The following is a 17,207-nucleotide window of genomic DNA, read 5'->3' as shown; positions in this document are numbered from 1 at the left end:
GCGGAATACCTATGAGCACAGGCCTTGATGCAGTTGATCGACCCGCGAATGGCACGATTGTATTTTATCGTGGCTCAGGCGGAGTAATTTCGCATTCGACGTGTATTTCTTTGGCAAATGCTATTTGCAAAATATTGCAACTATGATTCTTCTTGCTGCGTAAGTGCTCTGCGTATCGTGATTCGTGAATATCTTTGATGCTGAATGACTTGGCGGAGATTCCGAATGATAGGTCTGGATATTGAGAGTTGGGCGCTGACGCGAGCTCATCATATTGTCCTGAACGAGGGATTGAATCTTGCGAAGGCGGCGCAAGATCTGGATCGCAAGCGGTCGCGTACGCTGGTATACGAGCTTCAGAAAGTTATCGCCGCCGCCATTCTTGAAGCGCATGCAGCCTCGATCAATTCCAATAGACTGCAGGCGGGGCAGGAAGCCTGATTTTGTCTTGCCTGGACGCGGTGGCCATCGACTGAACTCGGCGACTCCGGCCGTTGCAAAGGGCGGAGGAGGAACCCCATGAAGAGAACCTACACGGGCAGCTGCCATTGCGGCAAAATCCGCTATGAGGTCGATGCCGATCTCCAGGCCGGCACCGGTCGCTGCAATTGCTCGGTCTGCGGCAAGCGGCGCTATTGGGGCGCGATCGTCAAGCCTGAGGATTTCCGCCTGCTGTGCGAGGAGACAGCGGCGGGCGACTACCAGTTCGCATCGATGAGCGGCCATCACCGCTTCTGCCGGATCTGCGGCCTGCATGCCTACGGGCATGGCCATATTCCCGAGATCGGCGGCGACTACGTTTCGATCAATATCGCCTGCCTCGACGACATAACGCCGGAGGAGCTCGCCGCGCTGCCCATCCGCTACATGGATGGGCGCCACGACAACTGGTGGAATGAGCCGGCGGTGACGAGTTACCTCTAGGCCCTTTCAGGGTTCTAGTCTCAGGCAGGCAGCCTGGCAGCCCTGCTGCGCTCGGCGCGCAGGCCGAAAAGCCCGGCGCCGGTTACCAGAATGATCGCCGTTGCGTAGAGATCGGTGGTCAGCTGGTAGCCGAGAGACTTGGCGAGGAAGCCGGCGAGAATGGCCGGAAGGCTAAACGCCAGATAGCTCTGGATATAGAAGGCCGACAACAGGCCGGCGCGCTCGTCGGCCTTGGCGAGCGGCATGATCGTGCCGATCGACCCGAGGAAGTTTGTGCCGAATCCGGCGCCGGTAAAGAAGGTGCCGACGAGCAGCAGCGGCACGTTGCCGAGGTGGACGCCGGCGACAACAGTCAGAATTCCAAGCGTGGTCGCCGCCGTGCCGAAGCCGAGATTGGCCGCGCCGGACTTGGCGCGCCTGAGATAGACCACAACCGCCCCCGACACCATCAGCGCCGTCACGATCAACCCGCCCGTGAGCGGCGCCCGGCTGCCCGTCGTGCTGGCGACCAGTGACGGAACCAGCGAGAGGTAGAAGCCGCCAAGCGTCCAATTGGCGATGTTGATCGGCGTCACCAAGGCGAGCGGCCGTTTGACCTGCGGCGGAATCGAAATTGTCGGCTTCAACGAGTTCCAGAAACCCGGCCGACGGCCGCCAGTCTCCCGGGTCGCCCAGATGGCGCCGGCTTGCCCGGCGAAAGCCGCGAGCAGGATGGCATAGACGAGGTGGAGCGGGAAGGGACCATACTGGATCAGGGCGCTCGTGCCGACTGCACCGACCGCCATGCCTGACAGCGGTGCGATGGAGTTGACGATCTGGCCCTTCGCCCGGTCGACGTCGACCAATGCTGCCCCAATCGAGGCGCCGGCAATTCCGGTTGCCAGGCCTTGCACGATCCGCGCCGCGATCAGCCAGTCTGGGCCACTTGCCACGACGAACAACGCCATGGCGACGATCTCCAACATCAGGGCGGTGAAGATCACCGGCTTGCGGCCGAGGTGGTCGGAGATCGAGCCCGCTATCAGCAGTGCAGTCAGGAGCGCGAAGGCATAAACCGCGAAGATCACGGTGATCAGCACCGGCGAGACCGCAAAGCTTTCCTGATAGATTCGATAGAGCGGCGTCGGCGCTGCGGAAGCGCCGAAGAAGGTTGCCAGCGTAATTGCATGGAAGGGGATCGGATTACGGGAGGTCGGTGTGGATTTGGCGGCGCCGAACATATATAAGCCTCTTAAAGCTAATTTGTTGCGTTAGCCATGTAGGTCGACCTGCCACTAAAAGCAAATAATTTGCGTTAACAGCTCGATCAAAGATGTTGAACCATGCGCCGGCGCAGGAAACAGGACGTTAGAAATGGCAGCAAAAGAAAATCCCCGGCCGGGCGGCCGCAGCGCCAGGGTGCAGGCTTCAGTGCATCAGGCAGTCCGCGAACTGCTGGCCGACATGGACCGGGCAGACGTGACAATCCCGCTGATTGCAACAAAGGCCGGCGTTACCCCGTCGACCATCTACCGTCGCTGGGGCGACCTGCAGGAATTGCTGGCCGACGTCGCCGTCGAGCGCCTGCGCCCGGACATGCAGCCGATCGACACCGGCAGCGGCCGAAGCGATCTTGAAGCCTGGGCGGAACAGTATGCCGAGGAGATGTCCTCCGGCGTTGGGCGCGAGATTATCCGCGACGTGCTGGCCGCGCAGGACAATGCCAATGCCGCCAAGTGCTGCGCCTTCACCCGCGAGCAGGTGGAGCTGCTGAGCGATCGGGCGCTCGCGCGCGGCGAGAGCTTTCCGCTGGTCGATAGCGTGATGGATCAGGTCGTCGCGCCGATCATCTACCGCATACTTTTCGGCGACGAGCCAACCGCCGAGCGTGTGCGCGGCCTCGTGTCCGGCGTGATGGCGAAGGATGCGGCGGTCACTCCGCCGCCGCCCGCTTCTGAGCGGAAATCTGCGTAATGTAGGCCCTCAACGCTGCCGGGCGCACCGGTTTGTGTTGGAGCCCAATGCCGTGCCGCTCGACTTCGGCGCGGACCTCCGGCGTGCGGTCGGCCGTGACGATCAGCGCCGGAATGAACGCCATGAAACGCTCCCTGAGCGTCAGGATGGCGGAAACGCCGGTGCCGTCGCCGAGGTGATAGTCCGCGATCACGAGATCCGGCGGCGGCTGGCGTGTATCGAGCGCGCCGACATCGGCCAGCGAACCCAGGCATCGCACCTCGCAGCCCCAGCCGCTGATCAGCAGCTGCATGCCTTCCAGAATATGCGGCTCATTGTCGACGCAGAGGACCTTCAATCCCTGCAGGCTCTGCGCCGAATGCTCCACCGGCTGGGCTGCGCCCAAGCGCTCGAGTAGTCGCGACGCGTCGCGCGGCATGACGATGCGGAAATCCGTGCCCTTGCCGTGTGTCGAGTGGAGTTCCACCGGGTGATTGAGGACACGCGCGATGCGATCGACGATTGAGAGGCCGAGGCCCAGTCCGGAAGCCGTCCTGGCGCCTTCGTCGAGACGGGCGAATTCCTTGAAGACCGTCCGGAACTTCGAAGGCGGAATGCCGATCCCGGAATCCATCACCTGGATGACGACCTGATGTCCGCGCCGACGCGCACCAACCAGCACCTTTCCGTCGATCGTGTATTTGATCGCGTTGGAAACAAGATTCTGCACGAGGCGGCGAAGCAGGTTGGGATCGGAGCGGACCCGAAGCGAGGTTGGCATCACCACCAGCTTCAGGTTTTTCTCACGGGCGATCGGCTCGAAGTCCGTTTGGATCCGCTCCAGCAGGTCGGAAAGTGGCACGGAGGCGAGGCGCGGCCGCATCGCCCCGGTGTCCAGCCGCGAAATATCGAGAACCGCGCCAAGGATGGTTTCGACCGATTCCAGCGCGGAATCGATGTTGCGAACGATCGCACTGCTTTCGGACTTTCCCATGCGCTCGACAAGCGCCGAGGAATAGAGCCGGGCCGCATTGAGCGGCTGCAGGATGTCGTGCCCGGCAGCGGCGAAGAAGCGTGTCTTTCCTAGGTTGGCTTCGTCAGCGGCGGCTCTCGCTTCGCCGAGTTCGCGATTGACACGGGTCAGTTCCGCCGTCCGCTCGGCAACGCGCTGTTCCAGCGTTTCGTTCGCCTGCTTGAGCGCTCGGTCGGCGGCGACGCGTTGGGTGATGTCGGTAAAGGTTGCGACGATGCCCTTGTCCGGCATCGCGTTGGAGCGCACTTCGATGATGCGTTCGCCGCCGCCGAGCACCAGCGCGAAGGGTTTGTCCAGCGTCAGGAAGTGCCGGACGGTCTGGTTGACGTCGCCGGCTGGCACATCGCCGCGCTGGCTGAGGATCGCCACGATGTCGGCGAGCGGGAAGCCCACCTGTCCGGTATTCTCCGGAAGGTCCAGCAACTGCCGGAAACGGCGGTTCCAGATCGTCAGGTTGTTCGAGCTGTCGAAGACAGCGATGCCCTGGTCCATCTGAGACAGCGCCGTCTGCAGCATGTCCTGGTTATATTGCAGGGCCTCGCTCGCCTGGTCGAGCAGCCAGGCGGTGTCGGCCGAGGCGTCCTCCACTTTCTGAAGGATCAGCGACAGCACAAGTCGAGCGGAGGAAGAGCCGATGGCGCTGCCGAGCAGCTGTTCCGTAAAATGAATGAGCGCCATGTCGGCTGGTTGGTCGTCCTCCAGCTTGCGGCCCGAATTCTGCTGGTAGGTCTGGAACGAACGCTCCATGCGCTCCTCGCCGAGATAACGCGAGACCGTCGCCTTGAGATCGGCGATACTGATGCGGGTCTTCCAGCCGCGCGTGGCAAACTGCGAGCGGGACTGCCGCTTGACGAAGATGCCGGCCTGGATGCGTTCGAGCGGCCGCGCATTGCGGGTCACCGATCCGACGACGAAGAAGGCGGTGTTGACGAGCAGGCTCATGACCGTGGCATTGACCAGCGGATCGGCATCGGGTGCCGAAAAGATCGTCGTGCCGGGAAAGATGAAACCGAGGACTGCGCTTGCGACACCCGAATAGTCCGGTCCGCCAAGCGAAGGCAGGAACAGCAGGTAGACCCAGATCACGAAGCCCGACGTCAGCCCAAGAATGGCACCGCGCGCATTGGCTCGCCGCCAAACAAGGCCACCGAACAAGGAAGGGGCCATCTGCGCAATCGCGGCGAAGGAGAGGAGGCCGATCGAGGCCAGCCCCGTCGTGCTGTCGGTTGAACGATAATAGGCGTAGCCGAGCAGCAGTACGGCGAAGATCGCGCTGCGCCTTATGTTGAGCAGCGTCTTGGCGAAATCGCTGCGCTGACCCGAGCGGTCGACGAGCTTCCGGTGCAGGAAGATCGGCATGATGATGTCGTTCGACACCATGATCGACAGCGCCACCGAAGCGACGATCACCATGGCGGTGGCGGCGGAAAAGCCGCCGATGAAGGTAATCAGCGAGACAAAGGGCATCTGCCCGTTAAGCGGTAGCGAAAGCACGTAGAGATCGGCATTGCCGCTGCCGCCAAACGTCAGCAGGCCACCGATCGCCACCGGCAGCACGAAGAGATTGATGGCAACGAGATAGAGAGGGAAGAGGAAGCCGGCCAGCCGAAGCTCCCGGGTGGTCCTGTTCTCGACAACGGTGACGTGGAATTGTCGCGGCAGCATGATGATCGCAAACGCGGACAACAGCGTCAGCGTGATCCAGCGGCTGATCGGTGTCTGGTAGTTCAGGGCCGAGAGCACGAGCTGGTTTTCGCTGGCCTTCTGCCAGAGATCGGATGGACCGTCGAAAAGGAACCAGACCACGCAGACGCCGGCGGTGAGGAAGGCAAACAGCTTGACCACCGACTCCATGGCGACGGCAAGGATCAACCCGTCCTGGTGCTCGGTCGCATCCGTGTGGCGCGTGCCGAACATGATCGCGAAGCAGGCGAGCACTAGCGTTACGAGCAGTGGCAGGTCGAGAAAATAGAGGTTGCCGCTGCCGATGCCGTAATCCGACGGGTTGAGCATGGCCGTCACGGTGCTCGACACCGATTTGAGCTGCAGGGCGATATAGGGGATGGCGCCGACGAGGGAGATCAATGCCACGATTGTCGCGACCGCCGGATTCTTGCCATAGCGCGCGGAGATGAAATCGGCGACGGATGTCAGCTTCTCGGCCTTGGCGAGCTCGATGATCCGCCGCAGCACCGGCATCCCGAGCGTGAAGACGAGGATCGGGCCGATATAGATGCCGAGGAATTCCAGCCCGCGTTGCGATGCCAGTCCGACACCACCGAAATACGTCCAGGAGGTGCAGTAGATCGCGAGGCTGAGTGCATAGACCGCGGGGCGGCCGCCAACGGGCGTTCCGAACATCCGACGCCTGCGGTCGCCATGGCTCGCGACCGCAAAGAGCAGTAGCAGATAGCCGAAGGCAGATGCAAGTATGACCCAGCCTGGCAGCATTGAACCTCCACCGATGCACCACGCACCGGTTCTCCCGGACAGTTGCAGATTACGGGAATTTGGCGTCGTTGAACATCAGGGGGTGTATAGGTCTTAAGTCAAAGACCGCACGCAGGTCCAATAATTTGTAATTGGCAATTGAATAATTGCATCGAACATGTAGCTAATAAAAACAATGACCTGTCAGTGCGACTGCATCAGAGGGAGACGGATCGGATGCTCAATGAGTTTAAAGCATTTATCGCCCGCGGCAATGTCATGGACCTTGCTGTCGGTGTTATCATCGGCGGCGCTTTCGGGGGGATCGTCAGGTCGCTGGTGGACGATATCATCATGCCGATCGTCGGTGCCATTTTCGGCGGCTTCGACTTTTCCAACTATTTCATCGGCCTCTCTGCCAACGTGAACGCGCCGACACTGACCGCAGCCCGCCAGCAGGGCGCGGTCCTGGCCTATGGCAGCTTCATCACGGTTTTGATCAACTTCCTGATTCTCGCATGGATCATCTTCCTGATGGTCAAGGGCGTGAATACGCTCCAGAAGCAGGTGGACAAGCAGATGAAGATCAAGGAGGCCAAGGACGAGGCGGCCGCGCCGCCGGCCGATGTGGCGCTGCTGACGGAAATTCGCGACCTGCTGGCCAAGCGTCCGGCCGTCTGATGAGATTATGAGCCTTCGCCGACGGGCGCGGGGCTCATCCATCACGAAAATCGATATCGCATCACCGAATGTCATGGGATTTGCCGCCTTATTTGCTTTATATGAGCGCAAACCGGAGTGATGCATGTCGATAGTCAGTAGTCTTAGCCCGCGCGCCCTCTTGGCGCCAGAAAGCGGGATCGTCGAAGTTGTCAACTATGCCCGTGGCCGTGACGGCCTCCTGCCGCTTTGGGTCGGCGAGGGAGATCTGTCGACGCCGGATTTCATCAACAAGGCGGCGATCGAAGCGCTGTCGGGTGGCGAGACCTTTTATACCTATCAGCGCGGCATCCCGGAGCTGCGTCAGGCGCTTTCCGACTACTATGCCAGACATTTCGACGTCTCCCTGCCGGTCGAGCATTTCTATGTCACCGGTTCCGGCATGCAGGCGATCCAGATCGCCGTGCAGGCGCTGACCTCGCCGGGCGACGAGCTCGTCTATCTGGCGCCCGCCTGGCCGAACATCGCCGCCGCCCTGGAAATTGCCGGCGCCCGGTCGGTCGGCGTCCAACTGACCTTCGAGGGCGGCAAGTGGGCGGTCGATCTCGACCGTATCGCGGCGGCCATCACCCCGAAGACCAGGGGGCTGTTCATCAACACGCCGTCCAATCCGACCGGCTGGACTGCAACCAAGGATGATCTCGCAGCCATCCTGGCGCTCGCGCGCAAGCACGATCTCTGGATCATGGCCGACGAGATCTACGCGCGCTATTACTTTGCCGGCGGTCGCGCGCCGTCCTTCCTCGATGTGATGGAGCCCGACGACAAGGTGATGTTCGTCAACTCCTTCTCCAAAAACTGGTCGATGACCGGCTGGCGTGTCGGCTGGATCGTTGCCCCGCCGCAAACCGGCCAGGTGCTCGAGAACCTCATCCAGTATTCGACCTCGGGCGTGGCGCAGTTCATGCAGCGCGGCGCGGCCGCGGCCCTGAATGAGGGCGACAGCTTCGTGCAGTCGAACATCGACAAGGCCAGACGCTCCCGCGACATCCTGTGCGACGCGCTGATTGCAACGAACCGCGTCGAGACGCTGAAGCCGGACGGCGCCCTCTATGCATTCCTCAAGATCGACGGCGTGACCGACAGCCGCAAGGCAGCGATCGACATCGTCGACAAGACGGGTGTCGGGTTGGCACCGGGCGCGGCGTTCGGCGCTGGCGGCGAGCTCTTTCTGCGCGCCTGCTTCCTGCGCGACCCGGCCCAGATCCAGGTGGCGGCCGACAGGCTCTGCGACTATATCCTCAAGCTCTAGGAGTGTGGAGCCGGCTCGACCCGGCTTTTGCGTGAGCGCGTAGCCAACGCCCCGCCGCGTACTCAGACAGGCCGACAGAGCAGATTAGCCGCTGGCGCGGACTCGCGCTAGGCGGCGATCAAGGAGGCGCTGTCGACAACTTCCGCGAAGTCTGCCTTGAGGTGGGCCATCGTGACATCAAAAATGACGCGCGCCGACAGGTTTTCGGAAGGTAGGTCAAAACCCAGGACGGCATCCCGAATGACCGTCATTCTAAAGCCAAGGTCTGCCCCGGCGCGCACCGTAGAGTTGACACAAAATCCGGCGACCGCACCTGTTACGATAAGGCTCGTGATACCCTTTTCATGAAGGTATCGTGCCAATTCCGTTGAGGCGAAGCCCGACGACGTGGTCTTCACGAATACCGGCTCATTCGCGATTGCTTCAGCGCAAGGCATCGCCGGATAGCCCGGCGCATCCGGATGCAGCGGCGATGCCGGGTCATCATCCCTGTGTCTTATGTGGATTACCGGTTGCCCCGCGTGGCGGAAGGCCGTGACAATGGCGGCGATCCTTTCAGGAGCGTTGGAATTGACGTGGTCTCGTCCAGCATCCAGGCGATGCTGCATCGTCATCTGCATATCGATAATGACAAGTGCCGCCGTCATTTTACTGATTCCTAGTATGCTCGGTGCCCCGACCAATCACCTAGCATGGGGTGAGAGAACCGCAAAGGGCCGACAACGACAACGCGCTCGGCGGGAAAGCGCCCGGCCGCCCGGTCGGATGCTGAGAAGGGGGCCAGCGTCGGCGATAGCCCAATGAAGCCAGGCGGCTTCAGCCGCCAAGCTCCACTTTCGTTTTGGATTGCCTGGTTGACCAAAAAGTCGTCCTATTATCAAGCAGCTTTCGAGGCTCAATCGTTGATTTCGGGCTCGACGAGCTTTGCCAGATTGCGCAGCGATTCCTGCCAACCGAGATAGCATGCCTCCGGGGGAATAACGTCCGGTACGCCCGCCTGGACAACATTCAGTTCGGTGCCGACGGAGACCTTCTTCAAGGTCACCGTGACCTCCATCTCACCGGGAAGGTTCGGGTCGTCGAACTTGTCCGTGTAACGGAGCTTCTCGTTCGGAACCAATTCCAGATAGCTGCCACCAAAGGAGTGGCTATTTCCAGTCGTAAAGTTCCGGAAGGACATCCTGTGTGTTCCGCCGACAGTCGGCTCCAGATGATGCACTGTGCACGTAAACCCATTTGGCGGAAGCCATTTGGCCAGCGCATCCGCCTCCAGGAATGCGCGATAGACTTTCTCAGGGCTGGCCGCCAGAACGCGGTGAAGATGTATCGTGTTGAGCATGATGATCCTCCTTTGAATGCAGCATGGGAATGCCCGAGGACGAACCTATCTTTGTCAGTCCGACAATGGATTGAAAATATTCGCTCTCAGCCTATGTCGGTTCCGTGTCCAGTAGGGCTGACATTGTTGCTCCTGCCAGTCCAGTTGTCTTTACGGTTGGCGTGCCAGCTATACAGCTTGGGCATGTTTGGTGTAGCAATTCCCTTAGAGGTTTAGCGGGGAGAGTGGGACCGTGGTGAGGAAGATAATTTCTCTCTTATTGGGAACGGTGCTCGTCATCTCCGGAATCTATGGCGTCCTGTACCTGCTGTATTTCACCGTTTATCCCGTCAGGACCCTGTATTACCTGGTGCCCGGCGGGCTGTTCGTCATTGGTATAGTGATCCTGTGGGAAGATCTTACCAAATTCCTTCGGCGGCATTGAAAGTCTGGACCTGGTGAGCTGCCGCAGAAAAGAGCCCTCGAAATGGTACATCAATAAAATTGTAGCGGAGCCCGAAATCGGCCTCTAACCACGCCATCAAACTTACCGGCGAGGAAGCCCCGCAGAGCGCTTTCGATAGGAAATTCTGAAAGGAAAGCAGCGTCAGATGCCCCCGCGTGAATGAAGTGGGGATGCGGGATATGGCAATTTTGGTCACGGGTGGCGCGGGCTACATCGGCAGCCACATGGTCTGGACATTGCTGGATGCGGGCGAAGACGTCGTTGTCCTGGACAATCTTTCGACCGGCTTTCGCTGGGCGGTCTCTCCGCGTGCGCGCTTCTATCTCGGCGATGTCGCCGATGCCCAGCTTCTGAAGACGATCTTCATCGAAAACGACGTCGACGCCATTATTCATTTTGCCGGCTCCGCGATCGTGCCTGCATCCGTCGCCGATCCGCTTGCCTATTACGACAACAATTCCGGCAAGACGCGGGCGCTGTTGAGCGCTTCGATCAATGCCAACATCCGCCATTTCGTCTTTTCCTCCACCGCCGCCGTCTACGGGCCGCAGAAGACGTCCGAGCCGGTCAAGGAGACCGCGCCGCTCAATCCCGAGAATCCTTACGGCCAGTCCAAGCTGATGACGGAATTCATGCTGCGGGACGCGGCGGCAGCCTACGATTTTGCCTATGTCGCGCTGCGCTACTTCAACGTCGCCGGCGCCGACCCGTTGGGGCGCAGCGGTCAATCGACATCAGGCGCCACTCACCTGATCAAGGTCGCCTGCGAGGCGGCACTCGGCAAACGCACCGGTGTTCATGTCTACGGCATCGATTACCCGACTCATGACGGTACCGGCGTGCGCGATTACATCCATGTCAGCGACCTCACCGCGGTTCACTTGAAGGCGCTGCAGCATCTACGCCGTGGGAGCGGCTCGCTGGTTGCCAATTGCGGCTACGGCGCCGGGTATTCGGTGCTCGACGTGCTCAATATGGTCAACTGCCTGCACGGACACTCCTTCAAGATTCACATGGCGCCGAGGCGTCCGGGCGATGCCGCAAGCGTTGTTGCGGACTCAAGCCTTGCCCAACGCGTTCTGGATTGGAAGCCGACACACGATTCATTGGAGACAATCGTTCAAAGCGCGCTCGACTGGGAACAGTTCCTGATGGATCGCAACGTCGACGATCTACAAAGCCTCCATCGAGCGCTCGCCGCCGCCTCGTTCTGAGAAGCGAAATCAATCCCAGGCTCAGCCATCGACTATGCCGTCGAGTGCGCTAAGGTGGCATGACGGTTGATCGCACCGGTTCGCTTGACGCCGGATGGCGACCCGAAGGTGCAACGGAGCGAGGAGGTCAGCATGCGGGACGAGGTTCACCAGAGTGAGGTGATTGTCGAACGGCGGGGCTCGGCCGGCATCATCCGCCTCAATCGACCGCGTGCGCTGAACAGCCTGACACTCGATATGGTCCGCGCCTTTGCCGCTGCAATGGACGATTTCGCGGCAGACGCCAGCATCGCCATGGTGATCGTATCAGGCGAGGGGGAGCGCGGCTTCTGCGCCGGCGGCGACATTCGCGCACTGCACGAGAGCGGCCGCGCCGGCACCGATCTGGCAATGACCTTCTGGCGCGAAGAGTTTCGCTTGAACCATCGGATCGCGACCTACCCAAAGCCCTATGTGGCGCTGATGGACGGCATCACCATGGGGGGCGGCGTCGGCCTGTCATCGCACGGCCGCCACCGCGTCGTAACGGAACGAACCAAGCTTGCCATGCCGGAAACGGGCATCGGCTATTTTCCGGATGTCGGGGCGACCTGGCTGCTGCCACGCGCGCCGGGCGAGGCCGGCACCTGGATGGGGCTGACGGGACTGACAGTCGACGCGGCCGATATCATTTATGCCGGACTGGCCGATTGCCATATCGCTTCCTTCCGGCTGCCTGACATCGTCGATACGCTGGCGGAACTGCCGCGAAACGCGGCGCCCCGTGACGTCGAGGTGGTGCTGAAGAATCTCTCCAGCGATCCGGGGACGAGCGCCGTCAAAAGCAACCGCGACCTGATCGAACGTTGCTTTCATTTCGGCACCGTCGAGGAAGTCATCGATGCGCTTGGGAAGGAGCCCGGCGATTTTGCCGCCGAAACGCTGCGGATCATCCGAACCCGCTCCCCGACCAGCCTGAAACTTGCGCTTCGTCTGCTGCGCCAGGGAAGGCAAAGCAGGAACCTTGCCGAATGCCTGAACCGCGAACTCGGCGCCTGCCAGCAGATATTGAAAAGCCCGGATTTCTACGAGGGCATCCGCGCCGCCATTATCGACAAGGATCGCAATCCGCAGTGGATGCCGGCGACATCGGAGGCGGTCGACCAGGCGGCCATCGATGCCTTCTTCCGGCCCGCGGAGCCGCCGCTGGCGCTCTAGCGCCACATCCCGCGCATGCGTGCGCCGACATCGACGCGCACCTGTCGGGCCTGATGCGACGCGCCGCCATCGGCTCTGGATTGTGGCCAGCCGACCACCTCGAAGAACTGCAGCAAGGTTGCCGGAATGAAGCGCGTGCGCGACGCATAGACGTGCCGGTCGCCCTGCGCGTTCTGGCCGTGCGTGAAGAAGCGTTGCGGCACGACGAGGTCGAGATTGTCCTTGGCGCGGGTCATCGCGACGTAGAGCAGTCGCCGTTCCTCCTCGATCTCGGCGCTGGTGCCGACCGCGAGGTCGGACGGGATGCAGCCGTCGACGACGTTCAGCATGAATACCCGTGTCCATTCCTGGCCCTTGGCGGAATGGATCGTGGAGAGGATCAGATAATCCTCGTCGAGCAGCGGCACACCGGCCTGGTCGCTGGTCGCATCCGGCGGGTCGAGCGTCAACTCCGTCAGGAAACGCTCGCGGGAAGGATAGCCGCTGGCGATCTGCTCGAGTTGCAGAAGGTCGGCCTGGCGGGTCGAGGCGTCCTCGTGCAGGCGTTCGAGATGCGGCGAATACCATTCGCGGACGAGGCCGATTTCTGCCGGCCAGCCGGCCTTGCCTGTCTTCACTTCCTGGAGCATCGCAATGAAGGCCGTCCAATCCTCGCCGGAGCGGGGAGGGGCCGGCAGGTCGGCAAGGGCCTGCATCGGGCTTGCATCCGCGGCCATCTGGTCGATGACGCGCTGCGCCGTCGAGGGCCCGACACCCGGGAGCAGTTGCATCAACCGGAAGCCGGCGACGCGGTCGCGCGGGTTCTGAGCAAAGCGCAGGGCGGCCAGCATGTCCTTCACATGCGCGCTGTCGAGGAATTTCAATCCGCCGAATTTCACGAACGGAATGTTGCGCCGTGTCAGCTCGACCTCCAGCGCTCCGCTGTGATGCGAGGCACGGAAAAGCACCGACTGCTGCTTGAGCTTCACGCCTTCTTCGCGGTTCTCCAACACCTTGTCCGCCACGTATCGCGCCTGGTCGGCCTCGTCGCGCACGGTGACGAGCCTTGGACGCTGGGCCGATTGGCGCTCTGTCCAGAGGTTCTTGGTGAAGCGCTCCGAGGCGAGATCGATGACGGCATTCGCCGCCGCGAGGATTGGCTGCGTCGAGCGGTAGTTGCGATCGAGCGTGATGATGTTTGCCGAGGGGCTGAACGCGGCCGGAAAGTCGAGAATGTTGCGCACGGTGGCCGCGCGAAAGGAATAGATCGACTGCGCATCGTCGCCGACGACGGTTAAGCCTTGTCCGCCAGGCTTCAATGCGAGCAGGATCGTGGCCTGCAGCCGGTTCGTATCCTGGTATTCGTCGACAAGCACGTGGTCGAAGCGGCTGCCGATATCGTCGGCGATGATCGGTTCGCTGACCATCTGTGCCCAGTAGAGGAGCAGATCGTCATAATCGAGAATGTTCTGGCTCTGCTTGGCCTCGACATAGGCGCCGAAGAGGTCTCGCAACTGGTTTTCCCAGGACGAGCACCAGGGGAACGCGTCGCGCAGAACGAGGCCGAGTTCGCTTTCCGAATTGACCACGCGCGAATAGATCGCAAGGCAGGTGCCCTTTGTCGGAAATCGGTTCTCCATCTTCGAGAAGCCGAGCTCGTGCCGGATGAGGTTCATCAGATCGGCGCTGTCTTCCCGGTCATGGATCGTAAAGGCGGGGTCGATGCCGATCTGTACCGCATAATCGCGCAACAGCCGTGCCCCGATGCCGTGAAAGGTTCCGCTCCAGGCAAGCGCGTCCGCCATGATGCCGGAATTGCCGCCGAGCACCTGGACACAGATACGCTCGACACGACGCGCCATCTCGGCGGCCGCACGCCGGGAAAATGTCATCAGCAGGATCCGGCGAGGATCGGCGCCTTTGACGATCAGGTGCGCAACGCGATGCGCGAGCGTGTTCGTCTTGCCCGAGCCGGCGCCGGCGATGACGAGCAAGGGACCGGCAACGTGGGTGCCGTCAGTGAGCGTGCCGTATTCAACGGCCGCTCGCTGCTGGGGATTGAGCTTTTCAAGATACATTCAGCCGTCCGGTTGCTTCGGCGGAGAATCGCACCGCGGAAATATTCGACGTTCCTTGAATGTTCTCGAACGCTGCGGCTGTCAAGCGTGAGCGCATCAGGGGAAATCGGGCACGATGACGCGCCTCGTCAGTTTCAGCGTGCGATCCGGCTGGAGGATATAGGTTTCCTTAACCCTCTGGCCGCGGGAGTCGTAGAAGGAATTGTAGATGACACTGCCGGGCGGCGATTTGGTCAGTTTCGTGCGCGGTTGCCCGCCATAGGTGATGCTCCCCGGAATGGGCTGAACCTCGGTGGAGCTGTCCGTCGTGCAGCCCGATAGTATGACGAGCGATAGAAACGTCGGAAGCAGAACCTTCATCGCGGTAACCCTTAACTAAACCTATGGTATATATGGCACCTCAGATCAGGGCGCCAAGTAGCGTGGGCTGGGCTCCCCGAGATTCTTTCGAGTATAGATTGGTGCGGCGCAACTAAAACCCCCTCCGGCGTTACCCTGTAACAGACTTTGCCATTTGGAGGCGATGATGGTGCTTCGATTTCAGACGACGGAAGGTCACGGTGGTGCTTGCGGGCAGGGCCACAGCCTCGCGTCAACACGCGCCTCGGTCGAAAGCGCTCTCAGTGCCGCCTATGACGTCGATAGTAGCGAAATCGTCGTCTCGATCCTGGGGCTCTATGTCGTCCTGGAAGGATTCGTCCGGCAGAAAGGCCATGTCGAGCGGGCGGTCGAGATTGCCGAAGACGTGGTCGGGAAGGGTTATGTCCGCAGCCGGATGCTGCGGCGTTAGCCAGCCTACCCACATGTAATACTGTAAGTTCATCAGTTTTGACGCACGCATACGGCATGTTGCTGCGCACCCGGAAATATCCGCCTATCTTCATATAAAATAATACAATTTAGCTCGACCGAAAATACGAAGAATTAACTGTGCGAAAGTAGTAGCGGCGACACTGGAACTAAAAGCGTGTTTCATTAGTTAATGCTTGTAATCAAAACACGGGAGAAGGGCATGCGAAGACTTCTTCGACTGGGAGCGCCGGCTTTTGCGCTGGCATTAGGGACTTTCATCACGCCAGCTTCGGCTTCACTCGAGATTACGAGCGACTATTCCGCCCTGCCGCAGGACGAGATGGCGATGAACGAATATACCGGTTCGGTGTCCTGCACCGCGCCGACGACGCATTATGTGCCATCCTTCATCCGGTCTTTTGACGGCACCATTATCGGCGTCGGTTACCTCGAGGTGCAGAGCGACGGTCGCTGCTGATCGTTTGCTCGTCCGTCTCGGAATCCGATGAAATAGGTAGGAAGATCGCGCTCCCCAAACCGGGGGCCGATCAACTTTTCTGGTTGTGAGTTGTGCACTGCAGCACATTGCGTTAGCTTCCGCGAAGCTGAGCCTCAACCAGAAGGATACCCTATGATCATTGAGAGCAAGCGGATCGGATGCCTCGACGGGCTGCGCGGACTGGCCGCACTCTGGGTCCTCCTAGGTCACAGCCTGCAATTGACAGGTTGGCACCTTCCGATCCTGTCGTCGCCAGATTTGGGCGTCGACCTTTTCGTTATGCTGTCCGGCTTTCTGATGGTCTTTCACTATCGGTTACGCGAGACCGCCAACCCCTGGGAAAAGCCATCCACCTGGTTTGGTTTCTGGCTGAAGCGCTTTTTCCGAATTGCGCCACTCTACTACGTGATGCTGTGCATCGCCCTGTTGCTGGGGCCGCAGCTCTATGAGAGCCGCATGGTCATTGACACCTTCCTATCCCACGGTCCGCAATTGCCGGAGCGCTATCTGGACGGTAGCCTGCGCAACCTTCTCATGCACGCAAGTTTCCTCTTCGGACTGCACCCGGCCTACGCGTTCCGCACACCACTGCCCGATTGGAGTCTTGGTTTGGAGATGCAGTTCTATGCGGTCTTTCCGCTGGCGATGCTGCTCTTGAGGAAAACCAGATGGCTGCCCGGCGCCGCCCTGATTGCGCTTGGCGGTTTCGTTGTCGCCAAGGCCGTGCAGGCCGCACACATCGATTTTCCGATGCCGTCGTTCCTGCCGCTGAAGATGCATGTCTTCCTGTGCGGCATGCTGATCGCCAACGGATTGTTCGTGACGCCGCGGCAAACCGTCATGAATGGCCTGCTTGCCGTCATGCTGGTGATGATTCCGATCGGCGGCGACATGACCTCGACGAAGGTCGCCGTCCGCCTGCTTCTGGTCGTCGGCTTCTTCGCGCTGGTGCATTATCATTTGTTGCCAGGTCTGGTCGGAAAGCTCGGCGATAGCGTCTCATCGCTGATGGGAAATCACTTCTGCCATTGGCTCGGCGAGCTCTCGTTCGGCGTCTATCTGATTCACCTGCTTTTGCTCCAGCCGCTCGCAGCATTCGTCATAACGCATTTCGGGGCTGAGATTTCCGCGCGGGCGCGCTTTGCGATCGTGGTCGCCGCCCTGCTGCCATTGGCCTATGCGCTGGCATATCTCGGCTTCACCCGCATCGAGGGGCCGGGCCAGACGCTTGGGCGCAAGGTTCTGGAAATAATCCGGAGACGGCGCCTGAAGCCGGCCTGACGCATCGGCTTATCGCAATCGAGGCTCGTCTGCTTTCGCTGAGGGTGACGAGCCTCTGACCATCATCATGATGGCTGCACACTTTCTATTGA

General features: G+C 60.7%; 16 protein-coding genes. 10 read left to right on the top strand and 6 right to left on the bottom strand.

The genetic code is table 11. The annotated features are described in order from the left end of the window. Nucleotides 1-225 precede the first annotated feature (225 nt). Together RHIBUN_RS0116350 and RHIBUN_RS0116345 are read left to right on the top strand one after the other, a co-directional pair. The gene (locus RHIBUN_RS0116350) at nucleotides 226-441 is read left to right on the top strand and encodes a hypothetical protein (RefSeq protein WP_018116992.1); all 216 of its coding nucleotides are present in this window, start codon (nucleotides 226-228) and stop codon (nucleotides 439-441) included. Between the two features lie 78 nt (nucleotides 442-519). Further along, complete coding sequence (locus RHIBUN_RS0116345) at nucleotides 520-924, top strand: GFA family protein (RefSeq protein WP_018116993.1); 405 nt, start codon at nucleotides 520-522, stop codon at nucleotides 922-924. Nucleotides 925-944: 20 nt separating this feature from the next. Here the strand turns inward: RHIBUN_RS0116345 and RHIBUN_RS0116340 are convergent, their stop codons facing one another. Then, the gene (locus tag RHIBUN_RS0116340; protein WP_025660349.1) at nucleotides 945-2,144 is read right to left on the bottom strand and encodes an MFS transporter; all 1,200 of its coding nucleotides are present in this window, start codon (nucleotides 2,142-2,144) and stop codon (nucleotides 945-947) included. Between the two features lie 133 nt (nucleotides 2,145-2,277). On the opposite strand from RHIBUN_RS0116340, the gene RHIBUN_RS0116335 reads away from it, so the two are divergent. Next, nucleotides 2,278-2,877 carry a TetR/AcrR family transcriptional regulator gene (locus RHIBUN_RS0116335; RefSeq protein ID WP_018858573.1) on the top strand — a complete coding sequence of 200 codons (600 nt, stop codon included), beginning with the start codon at nucleotides 2,278-2,280 and terminating at the stop codon, nucleotides 2,875-2,877. On the opposite strand, the gene RHIBUN_RS0116330 is transcribed toward RHIBUN_RS0116335, so the two are convergent. Then, entirely contained in the window at nucleotides 2,837-6,340 is a 3,504-nt protein-coding gene (locus tag RHIBUN_RS0116330; RefSeq protein WP_025660348.1) for a PAS domain-containing hybrid sensor histidine kinase/response regulator, read from the bottom strand. The genes RHIBUN_RS0116335 and RHIBUN_RS0116330 overlap by 41 nt on opposite strands. Before the next feature lie 216 nt (nucleotides 6,341-6,556). Between RHIBUN_RS0116330 and mscL the strand changes: the two genes are divergently transcribed. Both mscL and RHIBUN_RS0116320 read left to right on the top strand, forming a co-directional pair. Further along, a complete protein-coding gene (gene mscL / locus RHIBUN_RS0116325; protein ID WP_018116997.1) occupies nucleotides 6,557-7,000 on the top strand; it encodes a large conductance mechanosensitive channel protein MscL in 444 nt (147 codons plus the stop codon). Nucleotides 7,001-7,124: 124 nt separating this feature from the next. Continuing rightward, nucleotides 7,125-8,291, top strand: a complete 1,167-nt coding sequence (locus RHIBUN_RS0116320) for a pyridoxal phosphate-dependent aminotransferase (RefSeq protein ID WP_025660347.1) — start codon at nucleotides 7,125-7,127, stop codon at nucleotides 8,289-8,291. Nucleotides 8,292-8,398: 107 nt separating this feature from the next. Here the strand turns inward: RHIBUN_RS0116320 and RHIBUN_RS0116315 are convergent, their stop codons facing one another. Then, on the bottom strand, nucleotides 8,399-8,938 hold the full coding sequence (locus RHIBUN_RS0116315) for an isochorismatase family protein (protein ID WP_018116999.1): 540 nt from the start codon (nucleotides 8,936-8,938) through the stop codon (nucleotides 8,399-8,401). Between the two features lie 248 nt (nucleotides 8,939-9,186). Then, entirely contained in the window at nucleotides 9,187-9,630 is a 444-nt protein-coding gene (locus RHIBUN_RS0116310; RefSeq protein WP_025660346.1) for an SRPBCC family protein, read from the bottom strand. A gap of 624 nt (nucleotides 9,631-10,254) precedes the next feature. On the opposite strand from RHIBUN_RS0116310, the gene galE reads away from it, so the two are divergent. Both galE and RHIBUN_RS0116295 read left to right on the top strand, forming a co-directional pair. Continuing rightward, complete coding sequence (gene galE, locus RHIBUN_RS0116300) at nucleotides 10,255-11,289, top strand: UDP-glucose 4-epimerase GalE (protein WP_025660345.1); 1,035 nt, start codon at nucleotides 10,255-10,257, stop codon at nucleotides 11,287-11,289. Nucleotides 11,290-11,421: 132 nt separating this feature from the next. Then, entirely contained in the window at nucleotides 11,422-12,486 is a 1,065-nt protein-coding gene (locus RHIBUN_RS0116295) for an enoyl-CoA hydratase/isomerase family protein (RefSeq protein WP_025660344.1), read from the top strand. Here the strand turns inward: RHIBUN_RS0116295 and RHIBUN_RS0116290 are convergent. Next, on the bottom strand, nucleotides 12,483-14,543 hold the full coding sequence (locus RHIBUN_RS0116290; RefSeq protein ID WP_025660343.1) for an ATP-dependent helicase: 2,061 nt from the start codon (nucleotides 14,541-14,543) through the stop codon (nucleotides 12,483-12,485). The two genes, RHIBUN_RS0116295 and RHIBUN_RS0116290, sit on opposite strands and share 4 nt — an antisense overlap. 96 nt (nucleotides 14,544-14,639) lie before the next feature. Then, nucleotides 14,640-14,903 carry a hypothetical protein gene (locus RHIBUN_RS0116285; RefSeq protein WP_018858561.1) on the bottom strand — a complete coding sequence of 88 codons (264 nt, stop codon included), beginning with the start codon at nucleotides 14,901-14,903 and terminating at the stop codon, nucleotides 14,640-14,642. Nucleotides 14,904-15,069: 166 nt separating this feature from the next. On the opposite strand from RHIBUN_RS0116285, the gene RHIBUN_RS0116280 reads away from it, so the two are divergent. The 3 genes from RHIBUN_RS0116280 to RHIBUN_RS0116270 all read left to right on the top strand — a co-directional run bounded on the left by RHIBUN_RS0116280 (nucleotide 15,070) and on the right by RHIBUN_RS0116270 (nucleotide 17,115). Continuing rightward, on the top strand, nucleotides 15,070-15,333 hold the full coding sequence (locus RHIBUN_RS0116280) for a BON domain-containing protein (RefSeq protein ID WP_018858560.1): 264 nt from the start codon (nucleotides 15,070-15,072) through the stop codon (nucleotides 15,331-15,333). A gap of 222 nt (nucleotides 15,334-15,555) precedes the next feature. Continuing rightward, nucleotides 15,556-15,813: a hypothetical protein gene (locus RHIBUN_RS0116275; RefSeq protein WP_018117007.1), complete on the top strand. Its 258-nt coding sequence runs from the start codon at nucleotides 15,556-15,558 to the stop codon at nucleotides 15,811-15,813. A 153-nt stretch (nucleotides 15,814-15,966) separates the two neighbouring features. Next, nucleotides 15,967-17,115, top strand: coding sequence for an acyltransferase (locus RHIBUN_RS0116270; protein ID WP_025660342.1), 1,149 nt, complete (start codon nucleotides 15,967-15,969; stop codon nucleotides 17,113-17,115). Nucleotides 17,116-17,207 lie beyond the last annotated feature (92 nt).

It is taken from the genome of Rhizobium sp. IBUN (genome assembly GCF_000510625.1).
GTDB lineage: Bacteria > Pseudomonadota > Alphaproteobacteria > Rhizobiales > Rhizobiaceae > Rhizobium > Rhizobium altiplani.
Note: the sequence above shows the minus strand (reverse complement) of the source record. Positions and strands in the feature narration are given on the sequence as shown.